This window comes from Peribacillus sp. NPDC056705, from assembly GCF_043656335.1.
The window spans coordinates 51,072-71,323 of record NZ_JBHTYI010000014.1 but is presented as its reverse complement, the minus strand read 5'-3'; the positions used below and the strand labels follow the sequence as shown (position 1 = coordinate 71,323).

21 protein-coding genes and 1 pseudogene are annotated in these 20,252 nt (G+C 35.7%); 7 read left to right on the top strand and 15 right to left on the bottom strand.

The window, feature by feature from the left end; translation table 11 throughout:
* Positions 1-51: 51 nt before the first annotated feature.
* Both ACFRAK_RS17290 and ACFRAK_RS17285 read right to left on the bottom strand, forming a co-directional pair.
* Positions 52-1,253, bottom strand: a pseudogene (locus ACFRAK_RS17290) (IS110 family RNA-guided transposase).
* Between the two features lie 266 nt (positions 1,254-1,519).
* On the bottom strand, positions 1,520-2,017 hold the full coding sequence (locus tag ACFRAK_RS17285) for a GrpB family protein (RefSeq protein ID WP_387708922.1): 498 nt from the start codon (positions 2,015-2,017) through the stop codon (positions 1,520-1,522).
* Between the two features lie 470 nt (positions 2,018-2,487).
* Here ACFRAK_RS17285 and ACFRAK_RS17280 point away from each other — a divergent pair, with 470 nt between their 5' ends.
* On the top strand, positions 2,488-2,724 hold the full coding sequence (locus tag ACFRAK_RS17280) for a hypothetical protein (RefSeq protein ID WP_394572147.1): 237 nt from the start codon (positions 2,488-2,490) through the stop codon (positions 2,722-2,724).
* 189 nt (positions 2,725-2,913) lie between these two features.
* On the opposite strand, the gene ACFRAK_RS17275 is transcribed toward ACFRAK_RS17280, so the two are convergent.
* The 5 genes from ACFRAK_RS17275 to ACFRAK_RS17255 form a co-directional block, all read right to left on the bottom strand.
* Complete coding sequence (locus tag ACFRAK_RS17275) at positions 2,914-3,225, bottom strand: hypothetical protein (protein ID WP_394572146.1); 312 nt, start codon at positions 3,223-3,225, stop codon at positions 2,914-2,916.
* A gap of 230 nt (positions 3,226-3,455) precedes the next feature.
* Positions 3,456-3,947 (bottom strand): hypothetical protein, encoded by a 492-nt coding sequence (locus ACFRAK_RS17270; RefSeq protein WP_387602769.1) that lies wholly within the window; start codon positions 3,945-3,947, stop codon positions 3,456-3,458.
* Positions 3,948-4,367: 420 nt separating this feature from the next.
* On the bottom strand, positions 4,368-5,222 hold the full coding sequence (locus ACFRAK_RS17265) for a permease prefix domain 1-containing protein (protein ID WP_387708353.1): 855 nt from the start codon (positions 5,220-5,222) through the stop codon (positions 4,368-4,370).
* Positions 5,209-5,559: a PadR family transcriptional regulator gene (locus tag ACFRAK_RS17260; protein WP_289338216.1), complete on the bottom strand. Its 351-nt coding sequence runs from the start codon at positions 5,557-5,559 to the stop codon at positions 5,209-5,211. The genes ACFRAK_RS17265 and ACFRAK_RS17260 overlap by 14 nt, the downstream gene beginning before the upstream one ends.
* Positions 5,560-5,821: 262 nt before the next feature.
* Entirely contained in the window at positions 5,822-6,310 is a 489-nt protein-coding gene (locus ACFRAK_RS17255; protein WP_387708356.1) for a hypothetical protein, read from the bottom strand.
* 241 nt (positions 6,311-6,551) lie between these two features.
* Here ACFRAK_RS17255 and ACFRAK_RS17250 point away from each other — a divergent pair, with 241 nt between their 5' ends.
* On the top strand, positions 6,552-6,689 hold the full coding sequence (locus ACFRAK_RS17250) for a hypothetical protein (protein WP_169787518.1): 138 nt from the start codon (positions 6,552-6,554) through the stop codon (positions 6,687-6,689).
* A gap of 400 nt (positions 6,690-7,089) precedes the next feature.
* On the opposite strand, the gene ACFRAK_RS17245 is transcribed toward ACFRAK_RS17250, so the two are convergent.
* Both ACFRAK_RS17245 and ACFRAK_RS17240 read right to left on the bottom strand, forming a co-directional pair.
* Positions 7,090-7,557: a GNAT family N-acetyltransferase gene (locus tag ACFRAK_RS17245; protein WP_387602774.1), complete on the bottom strand. Its 468-nt coding sequence runs from the start codon at positions 7,555-7,557 to the stop codon at positions 7,090-7,092.
* 226 nt (positions 7,558-7,783) lie between these two features.
* Entirely contained in the window at positions 7,784-8,527 is a 744-nt protein-coding gene (locus ACFRAK_RS17240) for an amidohydrolase family protein (protein WP_387605002.1), read from the bottom strand.
* A 288-nt stretch (positions 8,528-8,815) separates the two neighbouring features.
* On the opposite strand from ACFRAK_RS17240, the gene ACFRAK_RS17235 reads away from it, so the two are divergent.
* Positions 8,816-9,271, top strand: a complete 456-nt coding sequence (locus ACFRAK_RS17235; RefSeq protein ID WP_387605010.1) for a YfmQ family protein — start codon at positions 8,816-8,818, stop codon at positions 9,269-9,271.
* A gap of 449 nt (positions 9,272-9,720) precedes the next feature.
* Here the strand turns inward: ACFRAK_RS17235 and ACFRAK_RS17230 are convergent, their stop codons facing one another.
* On the bottom strand, positions 9,721-10,365 hold the full coding sequence (locus ACFRAK_RS17230) for a YczE/YyaS/YitT family protein (RefSeq protein WP_394572145.1): 645 nt from the start codon (positions 10,363-10,365) through the stop codon (positions 9,721-9,723).
* A gap of 59 nt (positions 10,366-10,424) precedes the next feature.
* On the opposite strand from ACFRAK_RS17230, the gene ACFRAK_RS17225 reads away from it, so the two are divergent.
* Entirely contained in the window at positions 10,425-10,532 is a 108-nt protein-coding gene (locus ACFRAK_RS17225) for a winged helix-turn-helix transcriptional regulator (RefSeq protein WP_387605004.1), read from the top strand.
* A gap of 657 nt (positions 10,533-11,189) precedes the next feature.
* Here the strand turns inward: ACFRAK_RS17225 and ACFRAK_RS17220 are convergent.
* Complete coding sequence (locus ACFRAK_RS17220; RefSeq protein WP_387706492.1) at positions 11,190-11,954, bottom strand: YqjF family protein; 765 nt, start codon at positions 11,952-11,954, stop codon at positions 11,190-11,192.
* A 183-nt stretch (positions 11,955-12,137) separates the two neighbouring features.
* Between ACFRAK_RS17220 and ACFRAK_RS17215 the strand changes: the two genes are divergently transcribed.
* Positions 12,138-13,550, top strand: a complete 1,413-nt coding sequence (locus ACFRAK_RS17215) for an FMN-binding glutamate synthase family protein (RefSeq protein WP_387706494.1) — start codon at positions 12,138-12,140, stop codon at positions 13,548-13,550.
* A gap of 520 nt (positions 13,551-14,070) precedes the next feature.
* Here the strand turns inward: ACFRAK_RS17215 and ACFRAK_RS17210 are convergent.
* Together ACFRAK_RS17210 and ACFRAK_RS17205 are read right to left on the bottom strand one after the other, a co-directional pair.
* Complete coding sequence (locus tag ACFRAK_RS17210; RefSeq protein ID WP_387706496.1) at positions 14,071-14,430, bottom strand: hypothetical protein; 360 nt, start codon at positions 14,428-14,430, stop codon at positions 14,071-14,073.
* 113 nt (positions 14,431-14,543) lie between these two features.
* The gene (locus ACFRAK_RS17205) at positions 14,544-14,756 is read right to left on the bottom strand and encodes a hypothetical protein (RefSeq protein WP_387706498.1); all 213 of its coding nucleotides are present in this window, start codon (positions 14,754-14,756) and stop codon (positions 14,544-14,546) included.
* 1,010 nt (positions 14,757-15,766) lie between these two features.
* On the opposite strand from ACFRAK_RS17205, the gene ACFRAK_RS17200 reads away from it, so the two are divergent.
* Both ACFRAK_RS17200 and ACFRAK_RS17195 read left to right on the top strand, forming a co-directional pair.
* On the top strand, positions 15,767-16,723 hold the full coding sequence (locus ACFRAK_RS17200) for a patatin-like phospholipase family protein (RefSeq protein ID WP_387706500.1): 957 nt from the start codon (positions 15,767-15,769) through the stop codon (positions 16,721-16,723).
* 249 nt (positions 16,724-16,972) lie between these two features.
* On the top strand, positions 16,973-17,443 hold the full coding sequence (locus ACFRAK_RS17195) for a DinB family protein (protein WP_387706502.1): 471 nt from the start codon (positions 16,973-16,975) through the stop codon (positions 17,441-17,443).
* A 1,557-nt stretch (positions 17,444-19,000) separates the two neighbouring features.
* Here ACFRAK_RS17195 and ACFRAK_RS17190 read toward each other — a convergent pair.
* Both ACFRAK_RS17190 and ACFRAK_RS17185 read right to left on the bottom strand, forming a co-directional pair.
* Positions 19,001-19,534: a hypothetical protein gene (locus ACFRAK_RS17190; RefSeq protein ID WP_394572143.1), complete on the bottom strand. Its 534-nt coding sequence runs from the start codon at positions 19,532-19,534 to the stop codon at positions 19,001-19,003.
* Between the two features lie 177 nt (positions 19,535-19,711).
* Positions 19,712-19,978, bottom strand: coding sequence for a CPCC family cysteine-rich protein (locus ACFRAK_RS17185; protein WP_387706506.1), 267 nt, complete (start codon positions 19,976-19,978; stop codon positions 19,712-19,714).
* Positions 19,979-20,252: the final 274 nt, after the last annotated feature.

Below are 20,252 nucleotides of genomic sequence, written 5' to 3'. Positions count from 1 at the left end.
CCCTTCAAAACCCTTTTGGAAGGATTTTTCTCTGTTTCACAAAACCGTTAATCAGGATAAATCTAGGAATGCTTCTTTTCTCTTTAATAAAGCGTAAACCCAATGAATAAGTTTATTCATACAGGCAACGATCGCCACTTTGGCTGGCTTTCCTTCCGATTTTTTCTTATCAAAGAAAGCTTTAAGCTTTTTGTTCCTTGAACTCCTTATGCCGTATAGCACGGCAAGATACAGAGAATGACGTAGTCTGCTCGAACCCCTTTTAGTAATACGATTAATGGTTGCCGTAAACTTACCCGATGAGTGAACACTTGGATCCACTCCAGCGAAGGCCACCAGTTTTTTCGGATGATTAAACCGATCGATTTCACCAATTTCAGGGATAATCGTGGCTGCGATTTTTTCTCCGATACCGGGAATCAATTGGATGATCTTATATTCTTCCAGTTCATTTGCCAGGGCCACTATACGATCTTCCAAATCAGAAAGGTGTCCCTGGTAATGAAAAAGCAACTCAATATACATACGAAGATTGATTACGTGACTTTCATACACGTTTTTTTGGAATGGATTTCTAGATGCGGAATCCATTATTTTTTTTGCTTTTCCCCATGCCCATTCACCCGATCTGCTAGGACAGAACTCTATAACACTCTCTGCCAGTCTACTTTCTCCGGCTGTTAATACCGCCTCTGAAGTAGGATATTCCTTTAACATCAATAAAGAAACCTTCGAATATAGATCCCCAAAAACCTTCCGGTATTCAGGAAACACTTGATCTTAAATGGTGTGAAACTGAAGTTTAGCTTCCACATATATATTCGTTACAATTTCCTGTTGTCTGGACAAATTCCGAAGGTCTAATAGCTGAATTCCTCTCATTTTATGAGGTTCTAAATCCTCCTTGTAATACAGTACACACAACTGGTACGCATCGATAGCGTCTGTTTTTACCTTCCGTAAACTGGACTTCTTTGCCTGATAAGAAATAATCGGATTTAGTAAGATATATAGAATCTCTTGATCCTCCAAGAATTGAATAACGGGAGATGGTAATGCCCTGTAGATTCTAAAATGACCATAGGCATCTGCCCTGTCACCTCTTCAATTTCTTTTAGAAATTCTAAAAAATGTTCTAACTCCTCTTTGGTATGCTTCATTGAAAAGCTCTTCCCATACGGTTTAGATTGGTCTAAAAATGCCTGAACTTGGCTCTCTCCTTTTACCACATCCAGACCAACAACTGGATTCATTGTTTTTTCCTCCTCTACTTACTAACCAGTACCCCTAGTCCTCCATGTAGTGTCATAGCTTCGCTTGTTATACGAGATCTTCGTCCCAACCAGCCTCAAACATGTTTCTACAAGTAGGGGGCGGACTGTTTAGTTCACGGGATCAAGTCCCACGCACCCGTACGTCCTACCCTGGCTACTGATATAATAGATTCTATTTAAAAAAGGTCAACCAGTAAAAACTGGCTAACCTTATAATACGAACGCACCCGTTAGTTAATTAAGGATCACAGTTTTTTAAACTCTGGTGTTTCAATAATTCTTTGAAAAAACTCATTTTTGGCTTCCCTGTACTCATCCATTTCTTTTCCTTCGTAATTCCTCTTTAAATCATCGTATTCCTTTCGATATTTATCATTTATTAATAAAACATCTCGGAACTTCCAAAAGAAATCAAATTCAGAATTAATTACATTTAATTGCACACCGAGAGGAGGAACGGTTGAATCATCTTTAAATGCCCTGAAACTGTCGGTTTTGACACTACCTTCATTTAGTTCATATAAGGCTGAAAGTGTCTGAACTGCCATTGGGAATTGTTCAGTAGTAACACGCACTTGTATATCTAAATCACCCTTTGTAAGGCAATTAGGGACAGCTGTACTTCCAACGTGCTGGACATCAGCTTCTGGCAAATGTTCTTTGATTAACTTTTTGTGTAAGTAGAAAGTTTTCTTTACCTTTTCGTAAAAAAGACTGTTGTCAAAAAAATTTACTTGCTCCATATAACCCTCCCCACAAGAATTACTTTGCTATTAATTTTACCATCTTCTTCAATTCAACTGTTGCATAAAGAAAAGGCTGCCTTAAAGACAGCTTGATCTAAAGCTAACGCACCCGTTAGTTCAAAAACGAAAGTTATGAATAGCTTTCAGGATAGTACAATTTTTTTGACTTGTTCTTTCGTGGATAAATTAGAGTCATTTGTACCAACTAAAAAAGAATGTCCGTGTATAATCACTTCTGTTAGAGTATCGCCTGGACCTAATTCGAATAGAGGGCACTGTGCCGGAATTTTACCCTTTAATGTTTCTCTATCAATTTTCTTAAATCATATTTCCTTTGACGAATTAGTAATAAAAAGGCTGTTTTCGTAAACTTTGTTGTTTTTTTAATGATTTTTTAGATGTGATATAATTATGGTAATAATAGGTTAAGTTTATTTACTGATAAATAGAATAAAGGGGAATTTACTTTGTATTTGTTAATATCAATTATTTTATCTGTTATATTAGGTTATCTATTGCTTATGATGGGACCTTTGGTTGGTGGCTTCCTTGCTTTTGGGATAGTTGCTGGCGCACTATTTAGAGGGCTTTATCTTTTAAACGACATACATAAAAGGTTATCAAAAGATGCACCAAAACCAGACAAAGCAAAAGAGGCTTATGAAAACTATTTGAAAGAGAAAGAAGATAAAGACCGAGGGTAGAGAATTTTCTCTATCTTTTTTGATTACACAGCACATCTAAACGCATTAACAGTTAAGTCGTTTGATTTTTTCAGGCTGAAATAAGTATTTCCTCCACCTGTTTTTCAAAGTTCAAAAGTTTATCAATTTCGATCCATCGAAACCAATATAGGACGGACCTTCGTTCAGTATAACTAGGAAAGCAACAATCTATATGAAAACAGCGAATAAAAAGTCTTCCAAGGTTAATTTCCACCCAACATGTTTTAGTTCATCTATCGAATGAACCTCGTCAATTTGGTATCTATACACTTTATCATCGTTATCTAAATCATCCATTTCCCTTACAAAGTTATGGATAACCTTAAGTGGAAAACGATTGTAGTTTTTCCAGAATTCAATTAAAGTTGTTTCATATTCACCGTCAACACTATACATATACTCCGGTTCTGTTATACAATCACAAACCCAAAAATCTATGCGGATATTTTCAAACACCGTTCGGTCATCTATATCAACCATATTACTTTCTCCCCTCTAGTGATGTTACTCAACTTCTTATTTTACTTTTCATTATTCCTTTTTCTTCTTCCACTAACCTGCCCCGTTAGTGCCATAAGAAAAAGAATTAGAGATACAAAAAATATGAAATAATAACAAACAGAGCTAAAGTAATAGTTATTTTAATCCACTCAAGGTGTCTTTATTAATAACTAACTCATGCGTTAGTTCAATTGTCGTTCACTCCTTTCCTAAAATTCATCAGGAGCCCAAGAAGCAATATCGATATCGTCACCAGGGGTTGCAACTATCAGCCAATTATCACCAGTATATCCAGCACCGTCACCTGCTTGCCAACATTCATACATGTTGTGATGCCCGTTTACAAACAAGGTTTGACCAGATTGAAAAACGATAAAAAGGTGCGGAACAGTTTCACCTAATTTAATGTCAACAACTTTTTCTCTCCGTAATTTAAAGACTAAATTATATTCATCCTCTTCAGTTAACTCGCTCATTTCATCCTCCGAGTTAGGATAATCATTATTTCCTGAAGAAAAAACATTCCATTTTGACTCAATATTTAGCCATAGATCATCTGGTTGATTATTAGAATTATTATAATTCATAAATCGAATCAGAATTGCACCTGGTCCAACACCAAATTTTACTCCATCCAATTGACTTCCAATAAACATATGTTTAAGTGCCTTTTCGGAAAAAAATTTTAATTCAACATCCAAAATTAACACACCTTTCCAATAACTTCAATTACTTAACAATTCAACATGATTCATATAAATACCCTTGTCTCATTTTATCAACCGTTAATTGAGTTGTGATATTACTAGAATTAATGAGTAAAGAAATCGTAGCTTCTTTTTTATGGAGATTTTTAACCTTCTCTGTTAAAGAATTTGATGAATCAACCAAATATACTGCTGATTAATTGTACTTCTTTATGTCGTAATTTTAGCCTAATGTGACATTTATGAATCAATTTTCTTGTTGAACTAAACTGCCCCGTTGCATAAAAAAAAGCTGCCTTAAAGACAACTCCTTGTTCAACTAACGCACCCGTTAGTTTAAGTACAATATTTCACAATCTTTTTGTCTTATGAAAAAAGAAAAAAGGCGACCATTCTTTTTATTTCAAGAAGAAATCAACTAATTGTTTTAGATGTGACCTTTTTCCCAACTAAAAAATAAATCAAATAACCTACAACGTTCAAGAAAGCAAAAGCAATGACCCAACCAACATTCAATCGTTTATGATGATACGCATTGATTGTTGCCCAAATGGTAAACAAAGTCGCATAAATCGCAAAACCGATCAATGAAACAAAAGGTATAAACGCAAAAAGTTTAATTGATTCCATTTGAACAAACCATGTATTGTTATCGTTTACCTCATAACCTAAATCAATCAACATCCAATTTTTCTCATCAGAAGGTGATTTTCCAATTCGATAAACTGGTGTAGCTTCATCTACGTGATATGAAATCGAGCCACTTTCAGTTACTCTTTTAACATCAGCCATTTTGTAGACTTGAAGATTTAAAATTTGATTTTTATCTTGTACTAAAGCATCAATTTCTTTTTTCATATCTTCTGAAATCGTTTCTTTCCCCTCCAAGATGCCAACTGTTTTTTCTGTACCGATTATTTTTTCAGTAACACTCCAGTTCTCGTTCATATCTGCTTCATCCATCGCCCATAAAACTCCAATGATAACTGATGTAAGAACAAAAAATGATAATGCTATATGAAGCACACGTTTGGCAAATACCTTTTGTGCTTTGAATAATTGACCGACGATAGAACGCATTTCTTTTTCTCCGCCGAAACGTTCAATGGAAATTTCAATAGCTTCTTGTTCAGACTTTCCTTCTAATTTTAACTCGTGAACAGCCTCTAATAAATGACCTTTCATTTCATCTTTTAATTCTTGTATTTCTTTTTTATTTCCACCAACATTTTGATAAACCGAATCAACAAATGTTTCAATTTCTCTCATTTTTTCTCCCCCAATCCAAAAACGAATCAATCACATCTCTTACAAATTCCCATTCCAAACGCTTTTGTTCAAATCCTTCTTCACCCATTGATGTAAGTTTGTAATATTTTCTTCTTCCACCTGGTCCTTGCTCATCCCCCCAGTAAGAAGAAATCCATTCATTCTTTTCTAATCTCTTTAAAGACAGATAAAGTGTACCTTCTTTTAATTCAAATTGATCATCACTCTTTTCTCGAACGATTTTGGCTAATTCATAGCCGTACATATCCCTCCTATGTAAAAGTGACAGGATGAGCGTGTCTATGTGACCTTTTAAGACTTCTTTATTAATCTCCAATTTTTCCACCTCTTGGAATTAATATATTTTATATTACTTTATAATGCAAGGTATTCTTTCGAAGAAAATTATAAAACTTTATGGAACTAACCTGCCCCGTTAGTGCCATAAGAAAAAGGCTGCATCAGAAACCTCCCTTATTGAACTAAAGCTACCCGTTAGTTGAACAAGATTTTACTCTATATACTCAATTAACATTGCTGGAACTGTTTCAAAAATATAAATTTCAGGGTTATTAAAAGGCTTGCATTTCAAAAACTCATCAAGAGTACATACTTTCCCAATACTGTTTCATTAAATCTTCCTTTGAAGGTAATCCTTCAACAAAGTACCCTCTGTCCCCATCATATTTATCTTCAATATAGGCAAATAAATCACTTGATATATCTCGGTTAAAAGCTAGTATTTTATCACTAAACACAGGAAATTGAAAGTGAGGTTTTTCATACGGTTTCAAATCTGCACCGAAAGCAACTTTAAAATCAATCCATTTTGGTGAATTTTCAGGTCTGAAACGCTCTGTTAATTCTGGAAATAAATTACCGCTGTTTGAATACCATCTTGTTGCTGTTCTATGATTTAATCCTTCCTTTAAAACCCTTTGCGGACTTATATTTATGTCACTATCATTTTCAATGACCATATGATATAAAAACAAGCTATCGCCTCCTTTTGTTAAATAAAACTCTGCTAACAAAATTATTAAACTAACTGCCCCTTTAGTTGCATAACAAAAAGGTTGCTTCAGCAACCTCCCTTATTGAACTAACGCACCTGTTTGTTTAAGTACAACATTTCACAATATCAATACAATTTAAAGATGGTAATGTTTAAACATTGAATTGTCTATACAACATTAGCTGACATCATTTACATATTAAACCCTATATGGATGTATACACAACTAAACGAGAACCTTCTCGTTTGGTGAATAAGTCGCCATCTATTAATCCATCTTAACAAATGAAGCTACATGGAGGGAGGTTCTGAGCATGAGCCAAAAGCGTGATAAAGGCAATAGTCAAAAGGGAAAAGCTAATAGCAATACAGTAGATCCAGTGATCGCAGCAGAAGACTTGGAAAAAGCAATTAATCCAACTAATAAGCTCCCGCGCAATGCCAAAGGGTAAGTACAATCTCGTGATTTCTTTGCTTTTCCGAAAAGAAACTTGCAGGTAAACGAAAATGAAGAGTCAAGCAATCCACTAACATGAAGGATTAATTGACTCTTCAAAGGTATAATAGACTTTTATTTTAGTCCTTATATTGTTCATTAGGCCTTGAAATTTCTTCTTTACATACTCCATAGCTTAGCAAGAACAGTCTTTTTTAGAAACATACTTAGGAGGTAAAATCCCCCTACGAAAGTGGGAGGATTACAATTTTGGTGGTGCAGGGGAATCCTTGCACCACCTGCCTCGGGGAATGCCGAGAGGCTATTCTACTAAAGAGCGACCCTATTGGTGGTTTTCTACTTATACTGTCATTGGTGAGTGCAATTCTCGTTGCACGGTCGGCCCGGCACCGGATTCAGACCAGTTCCATCTTGACGATTTCCAACGAAACCGCCGCTCCGCCTTGAGAGAAAGTGCCTGTTCCCGTCTCAACAAAGCCCAATTTGCGATAGAAATCCCGCGCCGTGGTTGTGGCTTCTAAGTAGATCCGTGTCTTCCCATTCTTTCGAATGTGCCCGATGACCTTCACCATCAAGGCTTTACCGACTCCTGAACCCGCTGCCGCTCCGGAGACAAAGAGTTTGGTTACCTCGTTGCCCTCCACTTCGACGAAACCAAGGATTTTCCTGTCCGACACGGCGACCCAAAGCTCCCCGTGTTCTATGGCAGGGAGGTACATGTCCGGTTCCCTCCCATCCAGCCACATGTTGATCTGCTCTTCCGTGTATTGCTCTGAGCAGAGGTTGCGGACTGAATGACGGTGAACATTGAAAATCTCTTTGCGGTCCTCAGGGGTGGCAAGGCGTATAGCGAAATCCGTCATGAAATCTCCTCCAACTTACGACTGTAATTTTTGAAAATAAACTTATATTCTTATTCCTAATTATAGGATTAAACCATATATAAATAAAATGAAAGTTTCCTGTCTTACTTTATGGGGTCAGTTCATACCTGCTACTCGACTTATCCTTATTCAGCTAACCTGCCCCGTTAGTTTAAGTGTACTCACTCACAAACTTTAAATTTTCATTCTAAATCTTATGGATGAATTACTTAAAATACCATTTTAATGCATTCGTATACAATATTTTTTCGGTAGCTTTTTCATCAAATAGACGCTGAATCAATTCAATGTCCGCATACTCAAAGTGCCTTTTCGCCCTTGTAGATGGCAAATCCGTTCCGAACATAAGAGCGTCTGGATTAATATCATAAATTGAGTTTAAGGCATTCTCAATATTCAATTCTACACGACCAAAACCAGTGGCTTTAACTCGAATGCCTTTATTCACCAGCTTTAATAAATGAGGTAATCCTTCTTCAGATAATCCTAAATGGTCAATTGATATCGCAGGTAATTTTTCAATAGTTGATGCAATTTCGGGTAACGCTTTTGAATCAATATAAAGCTCGCTATGCCACCCTACTAAATCATAAACTCTCCTAGCAAAGTAATCGAGCTTCGATAAATCTTCTGAACCGCCTCTTTTTATATTAAAACGTAATGCTTTTACCCCATTTTTATTTAAACTTATAATCTCTTCGTCCTTCACCGTAAAAGGTAATTGTGTGACGCCACAAAATGTTGATCCCATTTGTTTAAGTGCCTTCAATAAATATTCTTGGTCAAAGCCTTGGAATGACCCAGATACAATCGCACCACCTAATACATTCAAATCAGCAGTTTCATTTTGATAATCTTCTACAACATAGCTGGGTGGCAAATATCCTTGGTTTTCGATGATTGGAAAATCAAAATCAATAATATGAAAATGTGCATCAAAAATTCTCACTTCAAATCCCCTTTCTTTTCTTTAACATATCAAATATGATACATAAATAAAATCGTGGGTTATTTATACAGATTCATAAGTTTAACTTATGTTACTAACCTGCCCCGTTAGCGCCATAAGAAAAAAGGCTGTGGCAGCAACCCCTGTCCGTTAGTTTATACCCACGCCCCAAAAGGAAAACGTTACGAGAATGGACATATTTCCGAAGAAAAAATGTCCATTCTTTTTGGTAATATAGAGGCAGCTGTTTATAATGAGACATTTATAACATACGGAGATGATGAAAAAATGACAGGACCCGTTTTGATTTTGACCATTATTTTATCGATATTTAAACTAGTTGTTACCTGCCTTCCAACCGATGTCGTCAATTGGCTTTTGAATAAATTTAAGATGCATCCAACACTTAGTGACGGGGATACCGTGATTACGATGGACGGAAAACGATTGGAAGGGGAAGAGAAGAACCAAGTGATTCAGGATGTTAACCAAGCGATGGTTTTGAAGAAAAATCATATATTTCCAGGAAACGAGTCCTTGTTTTTACTCCCAAAGAGCGGTGTGAAGCCATTGGTCATCGATACGAAAAAAGGCAAAAGAGAGATTCGGTTATTGGTGTTCGTGTACGGCGACCATGTGGATGTCGTAAAACAGGACAAGAAGAAGCTTGTGGCATATAGCATGCGTTCCGAAAGCCTCCAAGACCGTTCGATGATGAAGGGAATGGATGTAAAAGGAGCATAAAAGGAAGAAAAATGAAAAACCACACCGTGATGTGTGGTTTTTTGATAGGGAATTATTTATTTTCTGACTAGACTTCTTCTTCTCTTATGAGGATTCCTTCATTTTTTGCTCGCTCATATTGGTCGCGGTCACCCGTTAGTTATATAGCACACTATAATATTTTCACATTACTCCATATTTCCTCTAATGGCTTTCCATCCAATATTGCCTGTTGTAGTAGCTCCTCCGTTGTACAATACGATTGTAAATCGAATTCAAATCTGAGAGATGCCATTGGTTAGAATGTTCATTAATGTGATAAATGTGGTCTTGAAAAGAAAAACTGACTCTTTTATCAAAACCCAAATCCCTTTAAAAAATCTTCATCTGTATAGTTGAGTTTTTCGATAATCATCTCAGCAAATATTCGTACATCAATATCTGTATCATTTTTTAATCCACTTTCCAATTTATAATGGAAGCTCAAATTGTCCCTTTTGCTTCTTCTCCAAACTAGCGATATAGGAACGCATCAGCTTCATGGAAAACTGAAAGATCGGGCTTTGAATAAAGGTATATGCAAACGTCATAATAAACACTGGACCTCCAAGGACGAACCCGAATATCAAGATGAGGCTCTCGACAACGATTCTTGCCAGGCTGACCGATAACCCGGTTTTTTCCGAAACGGTTAGCATGAAGCCATCTCGAGGACCTGCCCCGATTCCAGCAGCCACATAAATTCCTCCGCCAATGCCGGATATGATGATACCCATCAACAAGATGAGTAAATTCAACCATAATTGCTCCGTTTCATGAGGAAGAATGTTGAGATGTAAGAAAAAATCCATGATTGGTCCTATTGATAAGGCATTTAGAAAGGTACCAATACTAATATACTTCCTATCAACTACAAAGGCGATCAGCACAAGTACTAAACCACACATGACACTCCACGTCCCAATCGTGAACCCGAACCGCTGGAACAGAGCGACGTTTAAAACTTCCCATGGGTGCAGCCCCAAGGATTGAACATTTACCGCAATCGCATTCCCTAATCCAAATAAAGTTAAACCAAGAAAAAAAATAAAATACCGTAATAGCCTAAATGCCATCTCTTCACCTCTATATCATATATGCATCTACTCTAGATGAAGATGTCTAAAAGAACAAGATGATTAATGAAATTCAGATGTTGTTACCCGGTATTTCAAAAGCAATACTGACGCGCCGTGTGAGAGAATTTGAAGAAGACCAGATAATCACAGAGAAGTATATTTAAAAAGTTCTTCGAAAATGGTTAGACTTAAATTTACAATTTTCAGGATGATAAGTGATCCAGTCGACTTGTTCCCCCTTTTTCGAATTATTACTGATTGTAATCTAAAGCTCGACATGCATTTGTAGCATATCTTCAACTTTATATTCTGCTTGAATGCTAGATGAAATTCGAATCTTTTTATAAAGCCTTTATGTTCTCTTGGATGATTCTTACGATAGCTTTAAAATCATATTTGTGATTGACGACCTCTACAACAAAACCCTGTTCTTCTTCTATTCCCATTAGCCATTGATAATGATTTAGAAACATAATAAGGGAAGCGAGTGCTGTCCTCTATCAATATGGGGCTACTTGGTATTGAAATAGGTGTTCATATTCTAAACTTGCTAAAATAGCTCCAAAGACTGCAATAACTCCTCCGAAAAGAGTCATCCCAGATACTTGTTCTTGTTTGTATTTTGCGTTAGGGTTCAAAATTACTTACACGCTAAGGGCTATTTTATAATATCAAAACGACCATTAAGGGATTACTCATTAAATAAAATGGATTCTTCATTATTTGCATTCCGATCACATTTAAGTTTTAGATGTGAGGGATATTGAGTATTGAAGTTAAGTGAAGTTTCTTAATCCTCGAATTAGAAAGAAATGAATAGTTCAAGGAATCTTTTTACACTGGAACCGTGTTTTCTTAATATTCCATATAAGTGTATCAACACCTTTAGAGAAATGAAAAAGCGGTTTGACTTCAGTAAGGTCAAAATTAAAGGGAGTAAAAAGTGTATTCGTACATATTTCTGCCTCTACTTTTTGTAGCGGCCAAGGACGGTGGTGTATTTCTCCGCAATAGATATTGACTCCATTATCCGTACTATACAAGCAATATCTCTCTGTGAGCCAATGGTCTAAATTTCCTTTTTTAGGAAAGTGGACTACTGGTATTGGAGCGTACTTTGCATTAAATCTAATTGGAGTATTTGTTTTTCCTTTACGAATACTTTGACAATGAAAGGTTTGTCCTTTTTTTTCTAAAGAAATTTGTGCAGAATAATAGGGCAAACGAAACCATTTCTTGGCTATTGTATAGGAGGCCCAGTCCTCAACGTCAAGAGACATAAAAAAGATACCGGGTTTACCATCACATTGAACATATGTCCTTACATTGATTTCTGAAAATTTAGGGGTTAATGATACAGATGACAATCCACGAGGATAAATTCCCTCCATAACGAAGAGAATAACTCCCAACCAGGCATATCCATCAAAGGTGTCAATTTCTAAATGAGGAGGAATATGCGGTCTTAGTATTTCAGCTGGAATAGGCCAATGGATAAACAAGAGATTTCTCCAAGATTGTTGCATAATCCACTTTTTTGAAGGTATTGGCCAAGGACGGTGAGCGTTATCATCTAGTAAGTTCATGAAAAGTATCTCCTTTATATCTACTTAGTTAAGGGCTGAAAAAAGCCCAGAAAATCATTTGATGTGACTTGTATTTTCAATTGCTCTCTGCAATGACTTTCACCCTATAACAAACTTTCCTTTTTTTGAAAACAGCAAGGATATTGAGCTGTTAAATTAATTTGATTATGTGGAGAAGTGAATATGTCGAACATTCTATCTTATTTATCTTTTGTAATGGTTGCAATAATATTTGTCCTATTTTTATTCATGCTTATTGGTTGGCGTTGGATTATGAAACGTTTAGTTAAGAAAATGGGGAAAATCATTTTAACCGACAGCTATCAAGAAAATATTATGGAGTTGATGCCAGGACTAAGGCATATGGGAGTTCAAAATATGCTTGAAAATAGCTTACGTGCAGAAACAGGCGACGTCCTGCATCGACCACTTGGCTCTTCAAAAAAATGGCCGCATTTGGATCCAATTACCTTTATCCCTGCACAAACGACACCATTTCCTATTGATGGTGAAGAAGACGTTGATGTTAAGGTGACCATTGGACCAAAAGCAAAAAAACCAATGAAAATAAAAATTCCTCTTATGATTACAGGGATGGCCTATGGTATTGCACTTAGTGAACAAACAAGGCTATCTTTGGCAGAAGCAGCAAAAAACGTAGGAACCGCGATTAATTCCGGAGAAGGCGGAGTTATACCTGAAGAATTAGATAAAGCAGGAAAATATATTTTACAGTTTTCAAAAACAGAATGGTCAAAGGAAGAAGAGCTTATTAAGCGTGCCGACATGATTGAAATTAAGTTAGGACAAGGCGCACTAGTTGGGATGGGTGGAAAAATTTCACCCGAAAATTTAACAGGTAGGGCTCGTGAAGTGATGGGGCTTAAAGAAAATGAGGATGGAGTCATTTTTGAACATTTTTTTGAAAATCAAACATTGAAAGATATTAAAAATCTTGTTAATGAACTTCGGAGCATAACTGGTGGTGTTCCCATTGGTATAAAAATAGGGGCAGGTGGAAAAATCGAAGATGATATAGATCATTTAATTGAACTCGGTGTTGATTTCATTACGATTGACGGCGGCCAAGCAGCCACACACGGTGCCCCCCCCATTTTATCCGATGACATGGGAATACCAACATTGCATGCAGTTGTCCGGGCTGTTAATCATTTAGAAAAGAGAAAGATGAAGGGACAAATTAGTTTAATTGTATCAGGAGGGCTATTAGTACCTGGGCACTTTTTAAAAGTACTTGCACTCGGTGCTGATGCTGTTTATGTAGGATCTGCCATATTATTTGCTGTCTCACATAGTCAAGCATTGAATGCTCTTCCCTTTGAACCACCTACACAAGTTGTTTGGAATCAAGGTAAATTCAAGGATCAATTTAAGATAGAAGATGGAGTAAAAGCAGCAGAGAAATTCTTTACAGCAAGTATAGAAGAAATGAAAATGGCATTAAGAGCGATGGGGAAACGTTCCTTAAAGGAGTTGTCAAAAAAAGATTTAGTTTCCTATGATGAATTGACTGCTAAAATGATTGGAATTCCCTTTTCATTTGAACCTTGGGAAGACATACAAAAAGAGAAATAATTGAATGTGTATAGATAGCAAATTCAAAATATCCAGATTGATAAACGATCACATGTTATATTTTAGTATGGTAAGTTTGACCTTTAATATTAAAAGGACCACACATTTTTGATATGTCTAATATGTGTGGTCCTTTTACCTATTCGTTAATGTTTGCTTTAATAAAAATTGAACTGAAAAAAACAATCTCACAGAAGTATTATTTTAGGCTTAATTTTTATGATGAAAAAATCGAAAAAAAGAAATTTAAAAACACTTGGATTGGTTAGTGTTGGACTTGGTGCTGCAGCTATTGTAAGTGGCTTGTTACAGATGTAACTCTAGATTTTCAAGACACTCAATCAAAGAAAGGAGTTCAATTTCTTCTGCGAATATTCTCACTGTTTACCCTCACCTTTCGATACTCATTATGGAACTAACCTGCCCCGTCAGTGCCATAAGAAAAAGAGCTGCCAAAGCAACTCTCTTATTGAAGTAAAGCACCACTTAATTGAAGAAAGGTCATCAGTATTATCAAGACTTAAACACCAAATATCACTGTTCCTAAAATCATATATACTAAAGGAAATATTAATAAGACCGAATTTAAAATGATAGCACCAAGTGTCAAAAAATTCTTTTGTATTTTATGTGCTTTTGAAGCGAAGAAAAGACCAATAGGACAAAATACTAAAGGAAAAAATATAGGCAATCCTTGTATCTTCTCGAGTGTAACAATATCAAACAGAAAATTCACAATGAACATTAGAGGAACAAGGAAAAATAAATAAGAAACAATAATAAATGTCTTTCGCACAATAAGCCCCTTTGAAAAGTTATGTTTCTTAGATTCCAACATAAAAAAGGTGTATTTTTGTAAATTTCCCATTCCCTTATGCAACTATCCTGCCCCGTTAGTTAATTAAGGGTACTTTTTCTCTTGAATATGGATGTGCTAACTCACCCGATATTTGAATAAAATTATACAAACTTAAACTTAGATTATTTTAAACTTTAAGAACAACACATAATAGATTTATCAAAAGCATCTTCAGGAATATATATAATTCCATCTTTAATTTTATAAGGTATTCCATTTCCTTTTAATAATTCAGTCGCATTACTGTTGGTTTTTTCTCCCCATTTTATATATTCACCTTTATACTCCCTTTGGCAAGCAGTTATCAAAAGAGAACAAAAGCATAGAAACAAAATTTTCTTTTTCAAAAAATCAAACTCCTTATTATATAATTATAGTTCAAATAATATTTTACCTTAAAATTCCAATTTATCGAGTGCTATTATTGAACAAAACTCCCTATAATTTGAATGTATGATAATGATAAGAATCATACGTTCAAAAGGCCGCCAATTGACGGCCTTCTTATGGCGCTAACGCACCCGTTGGTTCATTAAAGGCTGTCGAGGGTTTCTCAACAGCCTGAGCCAATCACTGAATTAATGATCGGCTTTTTTCTTACCAGAATCTCCAAATAACCAAAGTAAAAGTGAAAGAAATACTCCGAAATAGAATGCGTATGCTAAATTTCCTAACCAATTTATCGTTTGTCCCCTGAAGTATTGCAGACCAGAGCTTGCAAGATACTTGAGTATGATACCAACTATACAAGTAATGAAGAATCTTTTCTTTGTTATTTCCATAAATTCAAACCACTCCTATTCTTTGGCAGGCAATCCAACTAACCTGCCCCTTTAGTTCAACAAGATAAGTTCATTCTATAACTCTAAGGTGACTTTTAAGTTCCTTAAATGGAGTAGTATAGGAGTCTTCATATTTCTTAATATGTTTCTTTAACACAGACCAATTCCTTTCGAGGTATGGATGTATCTGCGTGGTATCAGTAAGACTATACAGTTCAATTAAGAAATAAAGGGTTTCCCATACCAAAAAGTCATCGTCTAACTTAAATAACAACTCAATGTCATTTGGAATGTAGTTAAACGCTTCGTCAGGGGACATATCCTTAGTAATTGATTCAAAAGAATTACTAAAATACCACTCGTCATCATCTAATTTGTCTTCCCATTCCTTATATATGTCCAATAACCTTTTATCCGTTTTAATCACGTCCCAAAGTCCAATTTAGCTATACATATTTTATCATTTCTTACTCGATGGAGTCTTTCCTTGGATGTTTAGCTACATAATCCGGCTCCTGAAAAATAAACATATACTGAATAATACTTTTGACCAGATTGGAAAGGAGAAATCAGCTTTGACAAAATATCGAATCATGACCTTTGATGGAGGCGGCACCTTAGGTGCTTTAAGTTTACAACTTTTAAACAGACTGGCTCGGCAAAACCCAAAATTAATTAGTCGAACCAATGTTTTTTCGGGAAATTCAATCGGTTCATTCACTGCCCTTGCGTTAGCAAGTGGAAGATCGCCGAAGGAGACATTCCACTTTTTTAAGGATAAAATCGTGCCGGCATTCAGCGTTTCCCGACCAGGCGGACCTGTTTATAACCAACAATTACCTTATTCTGGTTTCATTAAAGCGGTACAAACATTTTTTCCACCAAATCTTCTCCTCAAAGACTTAAAAAGACGAATTGTTGTCCCTGCATTTCATTTATTTTCACCGGAGCTGAATCGTTGGACTCCTGTGTTATTCCACAACTTTCCTGGCTCTCCCTATTTAAATGAGAAAGCGAGTGATGTAATTCTACGGAGCAGCGGTGCTCCCGCGACGCAACGAGCCTATCAAAACTACGTGGATGGGTATACAGTAACAACTAACCCCAGTACAGCCAGTATCGCGTTTGCAGTGGGGAAAGCCAAACAGCCGTTGGATCAAATTGCGGTATTATCCATTGGAACAGGTGAAGAGCCGACTCAACTAAGAAGAGATACGAAGGGGTGGGGGATGGTAAGTGCAGATAACATACGCCCCGAAAATATGAAGAACCTTCCCCCGAATTGGGGAGTTCTTTTGGATCGATCGCCCAATGAACCATTACTGCCATTTCTTCAGATAGTCGCTAGTGGATCAGGTTACTATGAATCCATGGTCAGTTCTCAGCTTCTGGGAAATCGTTTTTTTCGGTTAAATCCACGGATCCCCAATTTATCCAAAACGGACCCTTCTGTGGTTCCCACTGTCATTTCAATTGCTAACAATACAAATTTACAACCAGCAGTTCAATTTATAGAAAAAAACTGGAATTAATAAAATTATCCCATATATCTGATTGAATTTGGCAGCCAGAACCTAAGCTGTTTTTATTTATTTATTCAGTTCTTCTTCAACTATCCTGCCCCTTTAGTTCCATAAGAAAAAGCCGCCTTAAAGAATCGCGCCTACTGTGGAACAAGAACCGGTTGACAAAAAACTAATTTTAGGAAGTTTCAACTATATTCTTTTCCGATTTTTACTGGTATAATATGGATGATTTTGTTAATGAGAGGGGAGAAAACGATGAATCAACTTGTATTTAAGCAATTTGAGATGACAAGAGAATATTTCATCAAGAATGTAGAGTCTGTTTCTATAGAACAAACTGATGTGCAGCCAGATGGTTTTAATAACACAATTCATTGGCAGACAGGTCACGTTTTGACAATTACTGAACAAACTATGTTTAATTACCCGCATGTAACAACTCACCTTCCCACGAATTATATAGAATTGTTTGGGAATGGCACAAAACCAGCTGATTGGACAGGGAATATACCTGCCATGGATCAACTTGTTATACAGTTGAAAGATCAATTAACTCGTTTAAAGCAAATTTCTACTGAACAGCTAGAACAAGATTTGGATACACCATTCCTAGGTTGTAAGACTGTTGGAGAACTTGCATGTTTAACATTAATGCATGAAGCGACCCATATGGGGCAAATCCAGGCAATGAAGCGTATAATTGAACATGAAAGTGTTAAAAACTGAATTTAACAAAGTGTTATATTAAAGAAAAAATCAGTCTAACAAAACTGGTTTTTTCTTTTTTCATTTACTCCACTAACTATTCAGTCTTGAACAACCTAAAACTATCCGTTTACTGGACTATCCTGTCCCTTTAATTCCATAAGAAAAAGCCGCCTTAAAGACAGCTCTGATCTTCAGCTAACGCACCCGTTAGTTTAAGTAGATTTCTTCACAAACTTTTTAGTATTTCAGTTAATACAAGAATTCTGCCCCTTTAGTTCCATAAGAAAGTGTTGGGTAGCAACCAAATTGTTAAACTCAAGCATATGTTAATTGATGAAGAAAATGGCAAAATAGAGCTCAAATTTATGATACAAATAAAATAATGAATAACATAAATACTGCCAAACCAAGAAACATTGAAATAAGCTTAATCCACCCTTTTTCTTTAGATATCGTTAATAGCGTAAATATCATTATCATAAAAATCCATTTTGAAACCGTTTCATTTATGTTCAATGAATCTGGCAGGAAAATAATGGTTATGTAAAGCAATAAAGCTGTTACTAAAATGTTAATAATAATCCTTAAAGCCATCAAATAAATCACTTCCTTATCCTTTCAACTAAGGTTGCTAATGAATTACTATATTACCTCTTTTTAAACTAACCTGCCCCTTAAGTGCCATAAGAAAAAGCTGCCTTAAAGTCAGCTCTGATCTTCTGCTAATGTACCTGTTAGTTGAAAAAGGTACTTACTGTATAACTTTAATTATCATAGTTAGAAACATAATAAACAATAAAACTATATGTATCCATACCATACATTTTACGATAAATCCCGCCCAGGCTTTCTTTCGTAAACCATAGTGAAGGACAATAGAACAAACTAAGAGACTGACTATTCCACGAAGGATACTACCATCTACAAAGAATAAAACTACATTTATCAATACGGATATAATAAATAAAATGACATATACCTTATATATCTTTTCTTTTCTTTGTACCTCGTGTTGGAATTGATACATTACTTTTCACCTCGTGTTCCTCATATTCTTGATTAATTGAATTATGCCTTCTTTCACTAACCTGCCCCGTTAGTTCCATTAAAAAAAGCTGCCGCAGCAACCTTGAGTCTTTTACAAGAAGTAGAAATCCCTTTCATTATTTGAATTTGTCAGGTTGTTCTACATAGAACTCTAAATACCCACATTTAGAACAAACATAAGTAGATACTTTGCTGTAAATCGGACTATCCGTGAAAAAACCTCTTTGTTTTTGGTTTATCTGAAATTCTCCTTGAATTCCAGAAATATAAGCCTTCGTAAGTTCGTTGCCGCATTTGCTACAAGTTTCCATTAAATATCATCCCTTATAAGTTATCGTATCGTATCCTACCCGTATATACTCTCTTTTATACGATTCCGAAATTAATAAAGTTTCAATCCTTAGTCAACTATCCTGCCCCGTTAGTGCCATAAGAAAAAGCTGCCTTAAAGACAGCACCGATCTTCTGCTAAAGCACCCGTTAGTTCATTAAGGATTATTGTAGAGTTGACACAAACTGTGCGGTAAATTATTTTATGGAATCTGCAATTTCAAATAATAATTCAGGTGTAATAACGTTAGAAACTTCAGGGTGAACCCTAAAAAGATACTGCCAGCCATTTTTCTCAAAGTAAAAATGATTAATCATCTTGAAATTTGGTGGCTTAGTAATATAACCGGCTTTACTCCCATCTTTCAAGGTAAAGATCTTTGCATTACTATCAAGTTCACTCAATTGTACTTTAGACTTTAAGGGAAAGATTGTAATTCCATAAGGAGAACCATTTTGATTTATATATTCGATTTCAAGAGTGCTATTATTTCTATCCTCATGCTTATTCAACATTCCAACTACACGGGTGAATGGAATCGGAGGAATTTGTACAGGTAAATGAATTTCATGCTTAAAATACATGTTACTTCTTTCTAAGGAATCGTAGACTGATTCGTAACCTAATTCAAAATAAGCTTTTTGCGTTTCAGCATTATCAAAATTGGCATAAGCTCTAGGGGTAATTGTAAAGCACAATGTAGCTATGAGAATCAATTTTTTTATTAGCAAAGTGGCACATCCTTAAATTTGGTCAATATAGTAACAGTATTTTTCACTTATAAACCAAATTTAATTCGTGAGCCGCACATTACTACTACACTACGCTTATGGAACTATCCTGCCCCTTTAGTGCCATAAGAAAAAGCCGCCGCAGCAAGTAAAGACCCGTTAGCTTAAAAACTTTCTCTAAATAAACGGTTTCCAATTAAGGTCTTTTATATCTTTCTCATTTGGCTTTCTTACAAACTCAATACAGCCTTCTTCGCATGCCCCAAACTTAGCGAAGTTTTTTTGTGCTTGGCTTAATGAAACTTCATTAGCCCCGCCTTCGTAATCAGGGTCTCGAAATTGAATACCGTCATCTTCCCAAAAGCATATTTTGCAAATTGCATATGTATCGGTTGGTTCTTCATCTAATGTTTTATATCCACAGCAAGGACAAGTATATTTCATACAATCACCTCGATACTTTTTATGAATTTTACCATGCTTTCTTGTTCAACTAAACTCCCCGATAGTTCCATAAGAAAAAGCTGCCTTAAAGCCAGCTCTGATCTTAAGCTTAAGCATAGTGTCATTAACATCTGTACTGTATTTACAGTGTTTGATGGAATTGAAGTTGCCATCTCTCTCTTAAAATAATCGGTTATAAATGCGAGAGTTCCTAAAATGATTACTATAATCCCTTGCAGAAACGTCCACCGTGAAAACATCAATACATACACAC

Coding starts and splice junctions, on each gene's coding strand:
- ACFRAK_RS17185 (WP_387706506.1), bottom strand. CDS start 19,978: ATGAAATATACTTGTCCTTGCTGTGGATATAAAACATTAGATGAAGAA.
- ACFRAK_RS17250 (WP_169787518.1), top strand. CDS start 6,552: ATGAGCCAAAAGCGTGATAAAGGCAATAGTCAAAAGGGAAAAGCTAAT.
- ACFRAK_RS17245 (WP_387602774.1), bottom strand. CDS start 7,557: ATGACGGATTTCGCTATACGCCTTGCCACCCCTGAGGACCGCAAAGAG.
- ACFRAK_RS17275 (WP_394572146.1), bottom strand. CDS start 3,225: ATGGTTGATATAGATGACCGAACGGTGTTTGAAAATATCCGCATAGAT.
- ACFRAK_RS17285 (WP_387708922.1), bottom strand. CDS start 2,017: ATGGAGCAAGTAAATTTTTTTGACAACAGTCTTTTTTACGAAAAGGTA.
- ACFRAK_RS17225 (WP_387605004.1), top strand. CDS start 10,425: ATGATTAATGAAATTCAGATGTTGTTACCCGGTATTTCAAAAGCAATA.
- ACFRAK_RS17220 (WP_387706492.1), bottom strand. CDS start 11,954: ATGAACTTACTAGATGATAACGCTCACCGTCCTTGGCCAATACCTTCA.
- ACFRAK_RS17195 (WP_387706502.1), top strand. CDS start 16,973: ATGAATCAACTTGTATTTAAGCAATTTGAGATGACAAGAGAATATTTC.
- ACFRAK_RS17215 (WP_387706494.1), top strand. CDS start 12,138: ATGTCGAACATTCTATCTTATTTATCTTTTGTAATGGTTGCAATAATA.
- ACFRAK_RS17235 (WP_387605010.1), top strand. CDS start 8,816: ATGACAGGACCCGTTTTGATTTTGACCATTATTTTATCGATATTTAAA.
- ACFRAK_RS17265 (WP_387708353.1), bottom strand. CDS start 5,222: ATGAGAGAAATTGAAACATTTGTTGATTCGGTTTATCAAAATGTTGGT.
- ACFRAK_RS17230 (WP_394572145.1), bottom strand. CDS start 10,365: ATGGCATTTAGGCTATTACGGTATTTTATTTTTTTTCTTGGTTTAACT.